This window comes from Bradyrhizobium sp. JR4.3 (genome assembly GCF_040547695.1).
GTDB classification, from domain to species: domain Bacteria; phylum Pseudomonadota; class Alphaproteobacteria; order Rhizobiales; family Xanthobacteraceae; genus Bradyrhizobium; species Bradyrhizobium canariense.
This window is the reverse complement of the sequence record NZ_JBEPQF010000014.1, coordinates 120,939-137,713: the sequence shown is the minus strand read 5'-3', so window position 1 is coordinate 137,713 and position 16,775 is coordinate 120,939. Positions and strand designations below refer to the sequence as shown.

12 protein-coding genes are annotated in these 16,775 nt (G+C 64.0%); 7 read left to right on the top strand and 5 right to left on the bottom strand.

Annotated elements, in window-relative coordinates; all coding sequences use genetic code 11:
- Positions 1–48 precede the first annotated feature (48 nt).
- Positions 49–3,420, top strand: a complete 3,372-nt coding sequence (locus ABIB91_RS22550; RefSeq protein ID WP_354166677.1) for a hybrid sensor histidine kinase/response regulator — start codon at positions 49–51, stop codon at positions 3,418–3,420.
- Positions 3,404–4,333, top strand: coding sequence for a response regulator (locus tag ABIB91_RS22545; RefSeq protein WP_354166670.1), 930 nt, complete (start codon positions 3,404–3,406; stop codon positions 4,331–4,333). Before ABIB91_RS22550 ends, ABIB91_RS22545 begins: the two co-directional genes overlap by 17 nt.
- A gap of 183 nt (positions 4,334–4,516) precedes the next feature.
- Here ABIB91_RS22545 and ABIB91_RS22540 read toward each other — a convergent pair whose 3' ends face one another.
- Together ABIB91_RS22540 and ABIB91_RS22535 are read right to left on the bottom strand one after the other, a co-directional pair.
- Entirely contained in the window at positions 4,517–6,019 is a 1,503-nt protein-coding gene (locus ABIB91_RS22540) for a flavin-containing monooxygenase (protein ID WP_354166663.1), read from the bottom strand.
- Between the two features lie 122 nt (positions 6,020–6,141).
- The gene (locus tag ABIB91_RS22535; RefSeq protein ID WP_354166654.1) at positions 6,142–6,900 is read right to left on the bottom strand and encodes a S1 family peptidase; all 759 of its coding nucleotides are present in this window, start codon (positions 6,898–6,900) and stop codon (positions 6,142–6,144) included.
- A 111-nt stretch (positions 6,901–7,011) separates the two neighbouring features.
- Between ABIB91_RS22535 and ABIB91_RS22530 the strand changes: the two genes are divergently transcribed.
- A complete protein-coding gene (locus ABIB91_RS22530) occupies positions 7,012–7,647 on the top strand; it encodes an HAD-IA family hydrolase (protein ID WP_354063766.1) in 636 nt (211 codons plus the stop codon).
- A 108-nt stretch (positions 7,648–7,755) separates the two neighbouring features.
- Here ABIB91_RS22530 and mtnA read toward each other — a convergent pair whose 3' ends face one another.
- The 3 genes from mtnA to ABIB91_RS22515 form a co-directional block, all read right to left on the bottom strand.
- On the bottom strand, positions 7,756–8,865 hold the full coding sequence (mtnA, locus tag ABIB91_RS22525; protein ID WP_354166641.1) for an S-methyl-5-thioribose-1-phosphate isomerase: 1,110 nt from the start codon (positions 8,863–8,865) through the stop codon (positions 7,756–7,758).
- Positions 8,866–8,883: 18 nt separating this feature from the next.
- Complete coding sequence (locus ABIB91_RS22520; RefSeq protein WP_354166633.1) at positions 8,884–9,759, bottom strand: S-methyl-5'-thioadenosine phosphorylase; 876 nt, start codon at positions 9,757–9,759, stop codon at positions 8,884–8,886.
- A 124-nt stretch (positions 9,760–9,883) separates the two neighbouring features.
- The gene (locus ABIB91_RS22515; RefSeq protein WP_354166626.1) at positions 9,884–10,156 is read right to left on the bottom strand and encodes a phosphopantetheine-binding protein; all 273 of its coding nucleotides are present in this window, start codon (positions 10,154–10,156) and stop codon (positions 9,884–9,886) included.
- Positions 10,157–10,511: 355 nt separating this feature from the next.
- Here ABIB91_RS22515 and ABIB91_RS22510 point away from each other — a divergent pair, with 355 nt between their 5' ends.
- The 4 genes from ABIB91_RS22510 to ABIB91_RS22495 all read left to right on the top strand — a co-directional run bounded on the left by ABIB91_RS22510 (position 10,512) and on the right by ABIB91_RS22495 (position 16,775).
- Positions 10,512–11,729 (top strand): acyl-CoA dehydrogenase family protein, encoded by a 1,218-nt coding sequence (locus ABIB91_RS22510; protein ID WP_354166619.1) that lies wholly within the window; start codon positions 10,512–10,514, stop codon positions 11,727–11,729.
- A 56-nt stretch (positions 11,730–11,785) separates the two neighbouring features.
- Positions 11,786–12,766: an amino acid--[acyl-carrier-protein] ligase gene (locus tag ABIB91_RS22505; protein WP_354166611.1), complete on the top strand. Its 981-nt coding sequence runs from the start codon at positions 11,786–11,788 to the stop codon at positions 12,764–12,766.
- A gap of 37 nt (positions 12,767–12,803) precedes the next feature.
- On the top strand, positions 12,804–13,679 hold the full coding sequence (locus ABIB91_RS22500) for a GNAT family N-acetyltransferase (protein ID WP_088941075.1): 876 nt from the start codon (positions 12,804–12,806) through the stop codon (positions 13,677–13,679).
- Between the two features lie 228 nt (positions 13,680–13,907).
- A complete protein-coding gene (locus tag ABIB91_RS22495) occupies positions 13,908–16,775 on the top strand; it encodes a PAS-domain containing protein (RefSeq protein WP_354166599.1) in 2,868 nt (955 codons plus the stop codon).

Sequence of the window (16,775 nt, the reverse complement as noted above, 5' to 3'; positions counted from 1 at the left end):
TTGGTACAGGTTTTGCGAGGGATGCGGGAGTTCGGGAGTGGGGGTTAAGTGGCAGGGCGGCAGCGGATAGATCGCGTCAGGCGCCAGTACAACCAATGGGTCGCCAACCAGACGCTGGAAGACTACGCGCTGCGCTTCACCGCCAAGAGCGCGCGCCGGTGGTCCGCCGCCCGCGTCGCCAACACCGCACTGGGCGCCATCTCCTTTCTCGCTCTGGAGGCGATCGGCGGCACCATCACCCTGAACTACGGTGTTACCAACGCCACCGCCGCGATCCTCGTCGTCTCCGCCATCATCTTCTGCTGCGGCGTTCCGATTGCCTATTATGCCGCCAAATGCGGCATCGACATTGACCTGCTCACCCGCGGCGCCGGCTTTGGTTATATCGGCTCGACCGTCACCTCGCTCATCTACGCCTCCTTCACCTTCATCTTCTTCGCGATCGAAGCGGTGATCCTGGCCACGGCGCTCGAGATGTGCTTCGGCATTCCGCGCCCGATCGGCTATCTCATCAGCGCGGTCGCGATCATCCCGCTTGTCACCTACGGCATCACGCTGATCAGCCGCTTCCAGCTCTGGACGCAACCGATCTGGATCATCCTGCACATCCTGCCCTTCGCGGCGATCGCCTGGGCCAATCCTTATTCGTTCACGGAGTGGCGCAAATTCGCAGGCGAGCACGGCGACCCCAGCGGACATTTCGATCTGCTGCTGTTCGGTGTCGCATCCTCCGTGGTGTTTTCGCTGGTGGCCCAGATCGGCGAGCAGGTCGACTTCCTCAGGTTCCTGCCGCGCGACCGCCGCACGTCGCGAACGTCGTGGTGGGCCGCCCTGCTGATCGCGGGCCCCGGCTGGATCATCTTCGGCGCGCTGAAACTGCTGCTGGGCTCATTTCTCGCCTTCTTCGCGCTGAGCCACGGTCTCTCCAGCGAGTTGGCGGCCGAGCCGGCGCACATGTATCTCGAGGCGTTTCGCTACGTGCTGTCGCAGCCGGACATGGCCCTGGCCCTCACCGGGGCGTTCGTGATCCTGTCGCAGCTCAAGATCAACGTCACCAACGCCTATGCAGGCTCGATCGCCTGGTCGAACTTCTTCTCGCGTCTGACGCATAGCCATCCCGGCCGGGTCGTCTGGCTGGTGTTCAACGTGATGGTGGCGCTGCTGCTGATGGAGATCGGCGTCTACAAGGCGCTGGAGCAGACGCTCGCGCTCTACTCCAATGTCGCGATCGCCTGGGTCGGCGCGCTGGTGTCCGATCTCGTAGTCAACAAGCCGCTCGGCCTGCGCCCGCCACAGATGGAGTTCAAGCGCGCCCATCTCTACGACATCAACCCGGTCGGCGTCGGCGCGATGACGATCGCGACCATCGTCTCGATCGCGGCATTCTACGGCCTGTTCGGCTCGACCATGAAAGCGCTCGCGGCCTTCGTCGCGCTGACGGTCGCCTTCGTCACCGCGCCCGTCATCGCCTGGCTCACCGACGGCAAATACTACATCGCGCGCAAGCCAAAGAGGAGCTGGGCCAACATCGAATCGATCCAGTGCTGCATCTGCGAGCACCATTTCGAGCCGGAGGACATGACCTCCTGTCCTGCCTATGCCGGCCCGATCTGCTCGCTATGCTGCTCGCTCGACGCGCGCTGCCACGATTTGTGCAAACCGCACGCGCGGGCGCAGGTGCAGTTCGCCGACGCGCTCGCCAGGATCTTGCCGCAGCCGATCTATCAGCGGATCAACTCGCAGTTCGGCCATTACATCGGTGTGTTCGTGGTCTCCGCGGGCCTCGTCGCGCTGGTACTGGGGCTGATCTACCTCCAGACCTCGGTCAGCGTGCCCGGCGAGAACATGCTCGTCTCCAACGTGCTCTGGAAGGTGTTCTTCTCGCTCAGCATCATCATCGGCGTGGTGGCCTGGCTGTTCGTGCTGGCGCAGCAGAGCCGACGAGCGGCCGAGGCCGAGACCCGGCGCCAGACCACGCTGCTGATCCAGGAGATCGACGCGCACAAGCGCACCGATGCCGAGCTCCAGCGCGCCAAGGAAATCGCCGAATCCGCCAACCTCGCCAAGAGCCGCTACGTGGTGGGCCTGAGCCACGAGCTGCGCTCGCCGCTGAATGCGATCAGCGGCTATGCCCAACTCCTGGAGCAGGACACCACGCTCAACACCAAGCCGCGCGACCAGGTCCGCGTCGTCCGCCGCAGCGCCGATCACCTCTCCGGCCTGATCGACGGCATTCTGGACATCTCCAAGATCGAGGCGGGGCGGCTGTACCTGTCGCGCGACGAGGTGCGCTTGACCGAATTCCTCGACCAGCTCGTCGGCATGTTCCGCCTTCAGGCCGCCGCCAAGAGCATCGACTTCGTGTTCAGGCGTCCGGCGCATTTACCGGTCGTGGTCTATGCCGACGAAAAGCGGCTGCGCCAGGTGCTGATCAATCTGCTGTCCAACGCGATCAAATTCACCCAGACCGGCAGTGTGCAGTTCGTGGTGCACTATCGCAGCCCGGTCGCGGAGTTCGAGGTGATCGACACCGGCCCCGGCATCCAGGGCGACGATCTCGAACGCATCTTCGCACCGTTCGAGCGCGGCGCGCTCGGTGTCTCGCAGCCACAGACCGGCACCGGACTGGGCTTGACCATCAGCCGGCTGCTCGCCGGCGTCATGGGCGGCGACATCAAGGTCTTGAGCACGGTCGGCAGCGGCAGCACGTTCAAGGTCAAGATGCTGCTCTCGGAAGTCACCAATCCGCAGCGCATTGCGCCGGTGGAGGCCCCGATCTCCGGCTATCACGGCACGCGCAAGACCATCCTCATTACCGACGACGATCCCGTGCATCGCGACCTCCTGCGCGAGGTGTTGACACCACTCGGCTTCATCCTGCTCAGCGCGCCCGACGGACCTGGTTGCCTGGCACTGGCCCAGCACTGCCGGCCCGATCTGTTCCTGCTCGACATCTCCATGCCTGGCATGGATGGCTGGACGGTCGCGGAGACGCTACGCGCCAGCGGCCACCATCAGGCGCGGATCCTGATGGTGTCGGCCAGCGCGCTCGAGGCCCACGGCACACCGCTGGCACAGCCTTTCCACGACGGTTATCTGATGAAGCCGATCGACATTCCCAGGCTTTTGGAAAGCATCCGCCAGCTTCTGAAGATCGAATGGCAATACGGCTCGGAGGAGATCGCCGTGCCGCTGTGGCGGCCCGAAAGCGGCTCGCGGCCGCCTGTCCAACACATCGAGGCGCTGATCGGGCTTGGTCAGATCGGCTACGTCAAGGCTATCCAGTTGAAGCTGGACGAGATCGGCAGCGAGCACCCTGAACATGCCGATTTCGTCGCGGAAATGCGGTCGCTGATCGACCGCTTCGATCTCGACCAGTACATGGCCACATTGAAGACGTTGCATGCGTATGAGCACTGAGTCGAAAAAGCGCGATGTCGCGCTCGTTGTCGACGACTCCCCGGAGACGCTGCGGCTGCTCACCGACGCGCTCGACAGCGCCGGAATGACGGTGATGGTGGCGCTCGACGGCGCGGCCGCGATGCGCATCGTCGACCAGATCACGCCTGACATCGTGCTGCTCGACGCGGTGATGCCGGGCATGGACGGGTTCGAGACCTGCCGCCGCCTCAAGCGGGATGCGGGTCTTGCCAATGTGCCGGTGATCTTCATGACGGGGCTCGCCGAGACCGAGCACATCGTGCGCGGACTGGAGGCCGGCGGCGTCGACTACGTGACGAAGCCGATCGTGATCGAGGAGATGCTGGCGCGCATCCGCGTTCATCTCGGCAATGCGCGGCTGACGCAAAGTGCACGCGCCGCGCTCGACGTCTCCGGCCGATTCCTGTTCGCGGTCAACCGCCAGGGCAAATTGTTGTGGGCGACCCCGCAGGCGCAGAAGCTGCTGGCCGACCACCACGGCGCGCAGGCCGACGACGACTTCGTCCTGCCAGTATCATTGCTGCAATGGCTGGAGCAGACCAAGGGCAAGGGCAGCTCGAAATCTCAGGCGGCTTCCCTGCCCGACAATCCTCAGCTCCGGCTGTACTACATGGGCGAGACCGCGCCGAACGAGTTTCTGCTTCGGCTGTCCAGGGAGTCCGGCACCGCGCCGCCACCCGAATTCACCAGCGAGCTTGGCCTCACCACCCGCGAAGGCGAGGTGCTGGCCTGGCTCAGCAAGGGCAAGACCAACCGCGACATCGCGCAGATCTTGGGCTTGAGCCCGCGCACGGTCGACAAGCATCTCGAGCAGATCTACTCCAAGCTTGGGGTCGAGAACCGGACTGCGGCTGCGGCGATTGCAACGAATGCAACAAGAAGGAATTCCTGACCCCCCAACGCCGTCGTCCTGAACAAGCGCAGCGAAGCGGAGCACCGATCCAGGACCCATTACCACGGCACGTCGTTTGGCGAAGACTCTTGATGACAAGCTCGCGCCACAACTTCTCCCTGGGGTAATGGGTCCTGGCTTTCGCCAGGACGACGGAGAGGTTTGTAGCGCCGCCTGCCGCGCTCACCGATACACGAACTCCCCGCCATCCAGATCCGTCTTCGGGATCTCGTCCTTTTCGGTCCAGTAATCCTGGCTGTGCTGCCATTCCGGTTTGTCGCCGCGCTTGGGCAGCAGATCCATGTTGCGCATCATGTAGCCGGGGTTGAAGTTTTCCGGATCGATCCAGGGCAGGATCGGCATGTTGTGGTCTTCGGCACGCAACTGGACCTCGACCTTCTTCTTGCCTTTCGCCTTCATGTGGCCGAGCAGGCGGCAGACGAAGTCGGCGACGAGGTCGACGCGGAGCGTCCAGCTGGCGCGGAAATAGCCGAACACCCAGACCATGTTCGGCACGCCCGTGAACATCATGCCGCGATAGGTGACGGTGTCGCCGAAGGCGAGCGGCTTGCCGTCGACCTCGAAGGCGATGTCGCCGAGCGCCGCGAGATTGAAGCCGGTTGCGGTGACGATGACGTCGGCCTCGAGCAGCTTGCCGGATTTGAGCTGGATGCCGTTCTCGACGAAACATTCGATCTCGTCGGTGACGACGGACGCCTTGCCGCTGGCGATGCCCTTGAACAGGTCGGCATCCGGCACGAAAGCGATGCGCTGCCGCCACGGCCGGTAGCTCGGTGTGAAATGGGTGTCGACATCGTACTCCGGACCGAGCACCGCGCTGATCTGGCCGATCAGCTCTTTCTTCACCTGCTCGGGTTTTGACAAGCAAAGCTTGGTGAACGCGTCCTGCTCGAACAGGATCTTGCGGCGGACGATCTCGTGGATCCAGGCCTCGTCGACCTGCAGCCGGCGCAACTCCTCCGCGATCTCGATGGCGTTGCGGCCGAGACGGAAATAGGTCGGCGAACGCTGCAGCATCGTGACATGCGCGCATTTGTCGGCGATGTTCGGCACCAGGGTTGCCGCCGTCGCGCCGGAGCCGATCACGACGACCTTCTTGTTCGCGAGGTCGATATCATCAGGCCAGGTCTGCGGATGAACGATGCGACCCTTGAAGCGATCCGTACCCTTCCATTCCGGCGTATAGCCTTCCGAATGGCGGTAATAGCCTTGGCACATCCAGAGGAAGTTCGCCGTGAAGGATTTCGGCTCGCCAGTGTCGGTCGTCATCGCCTCGATGGTCCAGAGGTTTTGCTCGCTCGACCAGCTCGCCGAATTGATCTTGTGCTTGTAGCGGATATGCCGCGCGATATCGTTTTCGTCGATCACCTCGTTCATGTAGGCGAGGATTTCCTCGGCGGTCGCGATCGGCGGCCCGACCCAGGGCTTGAAGCTATACCCGAAGGTGTGGAGATCGCTGTCCGAACGAATTCCGGGATAGCGATGCGTGGTCCATGTGCCGCCGAACGTCGCCTGCGTTTCCAGGATGACGAAGCTCGCACCCGGTAGCTGCTTGGTCATGTGATAGGCGCTGCCGATGCCCGAGATACCGGCGCCGACGATCAGCACGTCGAAATGTTCAGAAACCTGTTTGGCCGTGGCGTGACTGCGAACAGCGACATTCATTGTTGCTTCTATGCCTTGCTTGTTTTTGTGGCCGCCCTTGATTGGGCGACGCGTTTCCTCCGCGACGGACGTTGCCCATCGCGCTTCCGCTTCAAGATGACATAGATCGGGTCGCGGTCAAATCACAGCGCCGCACCCCAGCTCCGCGCGGTCTGCAAGATCCAGTCGCGATAGAGCGTGAGCGGCGTGACGCCGGTCAGCCCGCCGCAGCCGGCGGCTCCGTTCGGCCCCGTGGACCAACTGATGACGCCGACGAGCACGGCTCCGGTCGGCTTGTCCTCGAACACGGGACCGCCGGAATCACCGGTGCAAGCGCCAATTCCGTCGCGAACACCGTTGGTTACGGGGTCGACCAGCCTGATCTGGAGCGTGCCGGGCTGCCCCGTCGCGACGAGACCGGCAACACGCGTCGCGCCGCCACTTTTGCCGTCGCCACGCACGGTGACGCCAATACCGGCGATGACGAAGCGGCTGCCGACCTGGATCGGAATATTCGGCGCACCGACCGGCACCGTCGATTTTCCCTTGAGTGGAATTTCCAATTGCAGAAGCGCCAGGTCGGCGGTAGCGCGATGCGCTTGCATCGCCTGCATGTTGAAATTCGGATGGATCGCGACGGTGCGGACATTCAGCAGCTGCGGCTGCCCGTCGGTGCCGCGATCGACGATCTTGTAGTCCGCGCCGGGCTGCACGCAGTGGGCAACGGTGAGCACCAGCTTTGGCGCAACCAGGGTGCCGGTACAGAAATTACCGCGCGAGCCGACGATCGTGACGACGGCGCGCGCGACGCCATCGGCCTGCGGCGTGCCGCCGCCAACGATGGCATAAGCGGGCGTGGCGAGCAGCCGCGCGGTTGCGATGATGGTTACAAGCTTTTTCATGGGAACACGCTTTGGTATCGGCATCGCTGACGGCGGTGGGATGGCTTCGGACTGGCCCTTGCCGATAGCGCATGCTAGCGCTCTTGGAAAGGAATTGACGAGGGCGGGATCTTGACGATTGAGGCTGTGATCTTTGATTTTGGCGGCGTGCTGACGAGTTCGCCGTTTGAGGCGTTCACGCGGTTCGAGACAGAGCGTGGCCTGCCCATCGACATCATCCGGCGCACCAACGCCGCCAATCATCTGGAAAATGCATGGGCCAAGTTCGAGCGCGCCGAGGTCGACATCGACACGTTCGATCATTTGTTCGCGACGGAATCGCTGGCGCTCGGCGCAGAGGTGCGCGGCCGCGATGTGCTCCCGCTGCTTCAGGGGGATCTGCGCCCCGAGATGGTCGAAGCGCTGAAGCGCATCAAGGCGCAATTCAAGACCGGCTGCATTACCAACAATCTGCCGGCCAATGCGATCGGCAGCATGACCGGGCGCTCACTCTATGTCGCCGAGGTGATGGTGCTGTTTGATCATGTGATCGAGTCCGCCAAGATCGGCCTGCGCAAACCCGACCCGCGCATTTATCAGCTGATGGTCGAGACGCTGAAGGTTGATCCGAAGAATTGCGTCTATCTCGACGATCTCGGCGTCAATCTGAAGCCGGCCCGCGAGATGGGCATGACGACGATCAAGGTCACCAGCGGAGCCCAGGCGATCGCTGAGCTCGAGGCCGCGACGGGATTGAAGCTGAGCTAGGCGGTGAACCGTAGGGTGGGCAAAGCGAAGCGTGCCCACCAAAGCTCGCGCGGCCCGGAATGAATATGGTGGGCACGGCGCGATGCGCCTTTGCCCACCCTACGAACGCTACTCCGCCGCGGCGGCGATCCGCTCCGGAAACGCCGCGGCAAGTGACGCGCGATCGGCTTTCAGCATGCCGCGCTCGGTGATGAGGCCGGTGACGAGCCGCGCCGGGGTGACGTCGAAGGCATAATTCGCGACCGGCGAGCCCTCCGGCACGATGCGCACGGTCTCAAGTCTTCCGTCCGCAGTGCGGCCGGTCATGTCGGTGACTTCCGTGCCGCTGCGCTGCTCGATCGGGATGTCGCGGATGCCGTCATCGACGGCGAAGTCGATCGTCGGCGACGGCAGCGCGACATAGAACGGCACGTTGTTGTCGTGCGCGGCGAGCGCCTTCAAATATGTGCCGATCTTGTTGCAGACGTCGCCATTGGCGGCAACGCGATCGGTGCCGACGATGGCGAGATCGACCATGCCGTGCTGCATCAGATGCCCGCCGGTGTTGTCGGGAATCACCGTATGCGCCACGCCGTGATGGCCGAGCTCCCAGGCCGTGAGCGAGGCGCCCTGGTTGCGCGGACGCGTCTCGTCGACCCAGACATGGACCTTGATGCCGCGCTCATGCGCCAGATAGATCGGCGCCGTCGCCGTGCCCCAGTCGACGGTCGCAAGCCAGCCGGCGTTGCAATGGGTCAGCACATTGACGGTCTCGCCCGACTTCTTTTTTGCGACGATCGCCTCGATGAGTTTCAGGCCATTGCCGGCGATGCCGCGGTTGATCTCGACGTCCTGCTCGACGATCTCGTCGGCGCGCGCATAGGCAGCTTCGGCGCGCACCAGCGGATCGATCGGCGCGAGGCTCGCGCGCATCTCGTCCAGCGCCCATTTCAGATTGATCGCGGTCGGCCGCGCCACCACCAGCGTGTCGTAGGCGCGCTTCAGACCGGCGTCGGAAGCGTCCTCGCGCATTGCGAGCGCCACGCCGTAAGCTGCGGTCGCGCCGATCAGCGGCGCACCGCGCACCAGCATGTCGCGGATGGCGAGGGCCGCGTCCTCGCATGAGGTCAGCTTCGCAACGATGAACTCATGCGGCAGCCGGCGCTGGTCGATCGCGCCGACCGACCAGCCGTCGCGCTCACGCCAGATGCTGCGGAAATGCTTGCCGTCGACTTTCATGGCATTCTGCCTTTCGTATCACGTCCGCAGGATGCGCCCGGCCACCGCATCGAGCTTCTTCAAGAGCTCGGGATCGCGCGCCTCGGGCGCGGTGATCAGCGCGGTATCGAGCGCGCGGTCCGAGCCGATCGGGCACGGCTCATGCTCGCGCGGGAAGTCTTTCGCCAGCCGCGCCACCAGCGCTTTTGCCTTGTCGGCGTTCGAGCTCAGAACGCGGATGATGTCCTGCACGGTGACGGCGTCGTGATCGGGATGCCAGCAATCGAAATCCGTCACCATCGCAACGGTGGCGTAGCAAAGCTCGGCCTCACGCGCGAGTTTCGCCTCGGGCATGTTGGTCATGCCGATCACGGAATAGCCCAGCGTCTTGTAGGTCATGCTTTCCGCATAGGTCGAGAATTGCGGTCCCTCCATGCAGAAATAGGTGCCGCCTCGCGCAAACGCGATGCCCTCGGCTTCGGCCGCCGTGGCAAGATGGATGCGCAGCCGCGGCGAGACCGGGTGCGCCATCGACACATGCGCGACGCATCCCCTCCCGAAGAACGAGCTCTCGCGCTTGTGGGTACGATCGACGAACTGGTCGACGAGAACGAAGGTTCCCGGCGGCAGCTCCTCCCTGAACGAGCCGCAGGCCGACAGCGAGATCAGGTCGGTGACGCCGGCGCGCTTGAGGATGTCGATATTGGCGCGATAATTGATGTCGGAGGGCGACAGCCGGTGGCCCTTGTCGTGGCGCGGCAGGAACACGATCGGCAGGCCGGCAATGGAGCCGCGCCGCAGGGGCGCCGACGGCTCGCCCCAGGGGCTCCTGATCACCTCTTCGCGAGCGTCCTCCAGCCCCGGCAGATCGTAGATGCCGGAGCCGCCGATGATGCCCAATACCGCCTGCGCCATGCCTGCTCCACCCCGTTTGCGCCATCGCAATCCCGAGAGGAAGCTATGCCAGTTTTACATCGGTTTTGGAACGGGGGATGGGATCAGGAAGTGCCGTCAGGAGGATGCGCGCCAGCACTCCTGATTATGCCGCGGCCGCCGACTGCAGCTGGGTCGCGACCATGCGCTCCAGCGTCTCGACCGACTGGAAGTTCTCCGGTGTGATCTCGGCCTGGGGAATCGTGAAGTCGAACTCGGCTTCGACGCCGAGCATCAGATTGACCATGTCCATCGAGGTCAGGCCGACGTCGACGAGCTTGGCCTGCGGCGCGACCTCAGCGGAGAGCGAGTTCTGGGCGAGGATGCCCTTCACCAGCTTGATGATGCGATTGCGCAATTCGGTATCGAAAGCCTGCATCGGTAAATTCCCATCTGTCGACAAAGGTCGGACCGGTTGCCGGCTACGATGGGCACGGCGGGCCGATCCCGCAATGGACGCCACCATTACTTCGCGTTTCTTAGTAAACGATGACTCAGATTGTCTGGAATTCCGGCTTCTTACAGATCCCTAACGCGACCGCGGAAATCCGGGCGATGCAAACAACCCGAACTTAACTGTTCGTTCGGAATTGGCCTTTGTTTACCCTCTATTTCATCGACGAATTTGAATTAAATCCGTAGCCTCATCTCATAAGCAAAGATGGTCAGAGGATCGCTTGCGGCATCGCGAATGATGCCGGCGATCCTGAACGGCAAACCGGAGGCGGACGAGTATGAACGTGCGTGAAGCAGTCCTCACTGTCGACGAGACGCAGACGAGCTTTCTCGAGCAGGGTCCCTCCCTCATTGAGCGCGCCGCCCGGACCGCCACCGTGGCGGCTGCCGACGCAGACGGGGTCGATCGCGATGCCCGCTTCCCCCACAAGGCTTTCGAGGTTGCGCGTGAGCAGAAGCTGCTCGGCGTCATGATCCCGGTCGAGTTCGGCGGCTTCGGTGCCTCGATCCACGACGTCACCGACGTCTGCTACACGCTCGGACGCGCCTGCGCCTCCACGGCGATGATCTACGCGATGCACACGACAAAGGTCGCCTGCGTCGTCAGGCACGGTCACGGCATTCCCTGGATGGAAACCATGATGCGCCGGGTCGCGCGCGACCAGTGGCTGCTCGCCTCCTCCACCACCGAAGGCCAGAACGGCGGCAACATCCGCGCTAGCGCCGCCGCCGTCGACGTCGCCGGCGACACTGTCTCGCTGCTGCGCGACGCCACCGTGATCTCCTACGGCGCCGAGGCCGACGGCCTCGTGACCATCGCCCGCCGCGCCACCGACGCTTCTGCATCCGACCAGGTGCTGCTGGCGCTCGCCAGGGACGATTATTCGCTGAAGCGGACGCTGGGCTGGGAAACGCTCGGCATGCGCGGCACCTGCTCGACCGGCTTCGAGCTGAAGGTCGACTGCCCGACCGACCGCGTCTTCCCGGAATCCTACGACAAGATCCACGCCCAGACCATGACGCCGTTCGCACATCTGTGCTGGTCCTCGGCCTGGGCTGGTATCGCTGCAGCCGCCGTTACCCGTGCGCAGGCCTTCGTCCGCAAGGCGGCCCGCACCTCGGGCGGACAGATGCCCCCGGCAGCCGCGCATTTCACCGCCGCCAAGATGTCGCTGGCCAAGCTGCGGGCGCTGATATCAGCCAATATCGACGCCTTTGCTCGCGCCGAGCACGACGAACGCGCGCTCGGCTCGCTCGACTTCCAGTCTTCGATCACGCTTCTGAAGGTGCAGGCCTCGGAGCTCGCGGTCGAGACCGTGATGCATGCGATGCGCACCACAGGCCTTTCCGGCTACCGCAATGACGGTGAGTTCACCATGGGCCGCCACCTGCGCGACGTGCTGTCGTCGCCGATCATGATCAACAACGACCGCATTCTGGCCAATGCCGCGACATCGACCCTGATGAGCGGCGTGCCACTGAGCCTTCACGACTGACGTGCATTCACGACTAAACCAACAAGAATAATTTCGAGATAGCAGGATATCGACCCATGAACATTGCCGTCCTCCCCAATTCACCCGAGACCGCCCCGCAAATCGCGGATCCGCTGGATCATCTCGCCGAGAAGCTGTTCCACCCGATGGGCTCGGACGGCGTCTATGCCCGCACCGCGCTCTATGAGGGCATCGTCGAAAAGCTCGCCGCACTGATCACGAGCCATCGCGAGGCGGGCACCGAAGTGATGCGCTTCCCGCCGGTGATGAGCCGTTCACAGCTCGAGAAGTCCGGCTACCTCAAGAGCTTTCCGAACCTGCTCGGTTGCGTCTGCGGCCTGCACGGCACCGAGCGCGAGATCAACGCCGCGGTCAGCCGCTTCGATGCCGGCGGCGACTGGACCAGCTCGCTCTCGCCGGCAGACCTCGTGCTGTCGCCGGCGGCCTGCTATCCCGTCTATCCGATCGCGGCGAGCCGCGGCCAGTTGCCGAAGGGTGGGCTGCGCTTCGACGTCGCCGCCGACTGCTTCCGCCGTGAACCGTCAAAACATCTCGACCGGCTGCAATCGTTCCGGATGCGGGAATATGTCTGCATCGGCAGCCCCGATGACGTCGCCGATTTCCGCGAGCGCTGGATGGTGCGGGCGCAGGCGATTGCGACCGATCTCGGTCTCACCTTCCGCGTCGATTACGCGAGCGATCCGTTCTTCGGCCGCGTCGGTCAGATGAAGGCGGTGAGCCAGAAGCAGCAGCAGCTCAAGTTCGAACTGCTGATCCCGCTGCGCTCGGAAGAGCAGCCGACCGCCTGCATGAGCTTCAATTATCACCGCGAGCATTTCGGCACGACCTGGGACATCAAGGACGCCCATGGCGAGCCGGCCCACACCGGCTGCGTCGCCTTCGGCATGGACCGCCTGGCTGTCGCCATGTTCCACACCCACGGCACCGACCCTTCCGCCTGGCCCGCCAAGGTGCGGGAGATGATGGGCCTGCAGCCGCAGATCGCGGCCGATGCCCACGGCGAAGGCTGGCGCTAACGGAACGAGGCCGGTCATTTCCACGGGAAAGACGAGCGTGATCCATACCAAGGTCCGATGCCGCGAGATCACCGAGGCCGACGTCGATGCGGTCGCGGACTTGCTGACGCGCGGCTTCGTCGGCCGCTCGCGCAGCTACTGGATCCAGGGCCTGCGCCGGCAAGCCTTCCGACCCGTACCGGACGGCTACCCGCGCTTCGGCTACATGCTCGACAATGATGGTACGCCGGTCGGCGTGCTGTTGCTGATCTATACGGCGCGAAGGGACGGCGACGAGACCGCCATCCAGTGCAATTTGTCGAGCTGGTACGTCGACCCGGCCTACCGCAATTACGCCCCGCTCCTGACCAAGATCGCGCAACGTCACAAGGACGTCACCTATCTCAACATCAGCCCGGCGCCCTGGACCTGGCCGATCATCGAGACGCAGGGCTTTCGCGCCTATTGCCGCGGCATATTCTTTTCCGTCCCTGCGCTGGCGCGCGTCCCACGCTGGAGCAAGATCGAGGTCATCTCGCAGCACGCCAAGACGATCGACGGGCTTTCCGATGCCGAGACCGATCTCTTGACGCGGCATGCGCGCTACAATTGCCTCAGCCTCGTCTGCCGCACGCCGAAAGGAGCGTTCCCCTTCATCCTGCAACCGGTGCGCATCCGCCGTGGCATCATTGCGCCACCCGCGATGAAGCTGATCTACTGCCGCAACGCGGCCGAATACACCGAATGCGCGGGCCGCATCGGCCGGCTGCTGCTGCGGCTCGGCAAGATCGCGGTCGCCGTCGATTCCAACGGCCCGGTTCCCGGCCTCGTCGGCATCTATACCGAGCGTCGCGGCCGCAAATATTTCAAAGGCCCACACCGGCCGCAGCTCGCCGACCTCACGGATACGGAACTCGTGCTGTACGGGCCGTAGGCGCCGTTTGGGCCAGACATTCGATGTCATTAGGGCCTAACGCGCAATTGCGCAGGTCGACCGGCGCGACGCGTGCCTGCACGCCCCTCCACATTCGCACGCATCACTGCGATGCTGGTCACCCTCCGTAAACTACGGCGCTTAAGGGAATTTTCCCGCCTCTTCGCTAGCCTCGGCGACCGAATTACCTTGCGTTAGGTCTATTGCCCGCCGAGACCCCGCCGCCCCATGACGTCGATGCGCGACAACGAGCTTGATGCACGCCGCGAGCAAGGCCCGAAGGCCCTGGTCGGGCTGAGCCAGCTTGCGCTCGACCACATGGAGCAAGGCGTCTGCGTCTACGATGCCGGCAACCGGATCGTGCTGGTCAATCAGCGCTACCTTGCGCTGTTCAACATGTCGGCCGACATCGTGCGGGTCGGCACGACCTACCGCGACGTGCTCGCCCACAGCGTGGCCCTCGGCAACATCCCCGCAGAGGAAGTCGACACACTTTATGCCGCGCGCATGGCGCGGATCGCAACCGGCCAGCCGTTCCGGACTGAACAGACGCTTGCAAGCGGCCTCGTCATGGCGCTCGAGCTGAAGCCGTTTCCCGGCGGCGGCTGGATGACGATCTGCGACGACGTCAGCCGCCTCGCCCGGGTCGAGGCGGAGCTGCGCGTGCAGACTGAGCGCAGCCAGCACGCGCTCGCCAACATGTCGCACGGGCTGATCATGTACGACGCCGACAGCCGTGTCGTCGTCCGCAACGATCGCTTCCTGAACCTCTACAATCTCGACCCGGACATCGTGAAGCCAGGCGTCTCGCATTGTACGGTCATCGAACATTGGATGTCGCGCGGCAACCTGCCGGGCATGCCGGGCGATGAATTCCAGGACAGCAGGCTGGAGGACGTGCGCACCAGGAAGACGAAAACCCTGCTGGTGATTCGCTATGACGGACGGATGGTGCAGGTGGTTTCCCGTTTTCTGCCCGACGGCGGCTGGGTGACGGTGCACGAAGACGTCACCGAGCGGCTGCAATACGAGGAGATGCTGAGGCAGCAGAACTTCATGCTCGATGCGGCGCTGGAGAACATGGCGCACGGGCTCGCCTTCTACGACAGCGACATGCGCCTGCGCGTCTGCAACACCACCTACCGGAAGATCTATCGGCTGTCGCCGGAGGAAGCCAAGCCAGGCACGCATCTCGGCGAACTGATCGAACGCTCGATGGCAAACGGCGCGTTCTCTTCCGACTATAGTCCGCAACAACTCCTGGAAGCCGCCAGCGCAAGGATCGCCGACCGCAACTCCTCGCCGATACGCCGGCGGATGTCGAACGACACCACGATCTCGGTGCGCTATTGCGCCCTGGCCGAGGGTGGTTTTGTGGCCACCTACGAGGACATCACCGAGCGCGAGCACGCAGTCGAAGAGCTGAGCGAGCAGTATCGGCGCTTCGACGCGGCCCTGAACAACATGAGCCAGGGCCTGTGCATGCTCGATTCGAACTTGCGCGTCATTGTCTGCAATCGGCGCTACATCGAAATGTACGGACTGTCGCCCGAATTGGTGAAGCCGGGTGTGTCCATGCGCGAGATCATGGAGCACAGCTGCGAGCTCGGCATCCATCCAAAGACCACCGCCGCGCGGCTCTATGCCGACTATGTCGAGAGGCTGCGCGAGGGCGAGCACACGCTGCACCGCTATTTGGGCGACGGCCGCATCATCAAGCTCAATCACAAGCGAATGGAGCATGGCGGCTGGGTCGTCACCTATGAGGACGTCACCGAACGCCACAAGGCCCAGGCCCGCGTGGCGCACATGGCGCGGCACGATTCGCTCACCGACCTGCCCAATCGCACGCTGTTCCGCGAGAAGATGGGCGAGGGGCTGAACCAGGTCGCGATCGCCGGCGGCGCGATGGCCGTGCTGTGCTTCGACCTCGACAATTTCAAGACCGTCAACGACCGCCTCGGCCACGCGGCCGGCGACCGGCTGTTGCGGTGGGTCGCGGCGCAGCTGCAGGAGAATGTCGGCGAGCACGACACCGTCGCGCGGCTCGGTGGCGACGAGTTCGCGGTTCTCCAGCGCGGACCGCAGCCGCAATCGGCGGAAAGGCTCGCACGCCGCCTGGTGGAGATCATCGGTCACCCGCCGCCGCTGGAGCACCAGTCGATGCATGTCGGCGTCTCCGTCGGCATCGCAATCGCGCCCGATCATGGGCTTGACGCCGACGAGCTGATGAAATGCGCCGACCTCGCGCTGTACCAGGCCAAGGCCAAGGGGCGCGGTGCCTATCAGCTGTTCGAGCCCGAAATGGAGAAAGAGGCTCGCAGCCGGCACGCGCTCGATCACGATCTGCGCGGCGCGCTGGAGGCCCGTGAATTCCACCTCGCATTCCAGCCGCAGGTGCGGCTCGACACCACCGAACTTACCGGCTTCGAGGCGCTGCTGCGCTGGAAACATCCTTCGCGCGGCGTCGTCTCGCCGGCCGAATTCATTCCGATCGCGGAAGAGAACGGGCTGATCGTTCCGATCGGCGAATGGGTGCTGCGCACGGCCTGCGCGACCGCAGCGACCTGGCCCGATCTCACCGTCGCTGTGAATTTGTCGCCGGTTCAGTTCCGCTCGCGCGGGCTGGTGGCAATGGTCACGAGCGCGCTTGCGGAGGCCGGCCTGCCGCCGCATCGGCTCGAGCTCGAGGTCACCGAGACGGCGCTGCTCGACGACAGCGAGGCGACGATCGAGATCCTGCACCAGCTGCGCGCGTTGGGCGTGCGCGTCAGCCTGGACGATTTCGGCATCGGCTATTCTTCGCTGAGCTATTTGCGCAAGTTTCCGTTCGATCGCATCAAGATCGACCGCTCCTTCGTCGGCACGCTCAGTGAAAGCCCTGAGAGTATGGCGATCGTCCGCACCATCGCCAGCCTCGGCTCGGTGCTCAACGTCGAGACCACGGCGGAGGGTGTCGAGACGATTGAACAACTCGACTTCGTCCGCGAATGCGGCTGCACCGCCGTTCAGGGATATTATTTCGGCAAGCCCTCACCGGCCGCGGAGGTCGTGCGAGTCATCGAGCGCCTGAACACCGTTCGGCGCGTGGCGTAG

Coding starts and splice junctions, on each gene's coding strand:
- ABIB91_RS22520 (WP_354166633.1), bottom strand. CDS start 9,759: ATGGCGCAGGCGGTATTGGGCATCATCGGCGGCTCCGGCATCTACGAT.
- ABIB91_RS22505 (WP_354166611.1), top strand. CDS start 11,786: ATGAACATTGCCGTCCTCCCCAATTCACCCGAGACCGCCCCGCAAATC.
- ABIB91_RS22540 (WP_354166663.1), bottom strand. CDS start 6,019: ATGAATGTCGCTGTTCGCAGTCACGCCACGGCCAAACAGGTTTCTGAA.
- ABIB91_RS22515 (WP_354166626.1), bottom strand. CDS start 10,156: ATGCAGGCTTTCGATACCGAATTGCGCAATCGCATCATCAAGCTGGTG.
- ABIB91_RS22535 (WP_354166654.1), bottom strand. CDS start 6,900: ATGAAAAAGCTTGTAACCATCATCGCAACCGCGCGGCTGCTCGCCACG.
- mtnA (WP_354166641.1), bottom strand. CDS start 8,865: ATGAAAGTCGACGGCAAGCATTTCCGCAGCATCTGGCGTGAGCGCGAC.
- ABIB91_RS22510 (WP_354166619.1), top strand. CDS start 10,512: ATGAACGTGCGTGAAGCAGTCCTCACTGTCGACGAGACGCAGACGAGC.
- ABIB91_RS22495 (WP_354166599.1), top strand. CDS start 13,908: ATGACGTCGATGCGCGACAACGAGCTTGATGCACGCCGCGAGCAAGGC.
- ABIB91_RS22545 (WP_354166670.1), top strand. CDS start 3,404: ATGCGTATGAGCACTGAGTCGAAAAAGCGCGATGTCGCGCTCGTTGTC.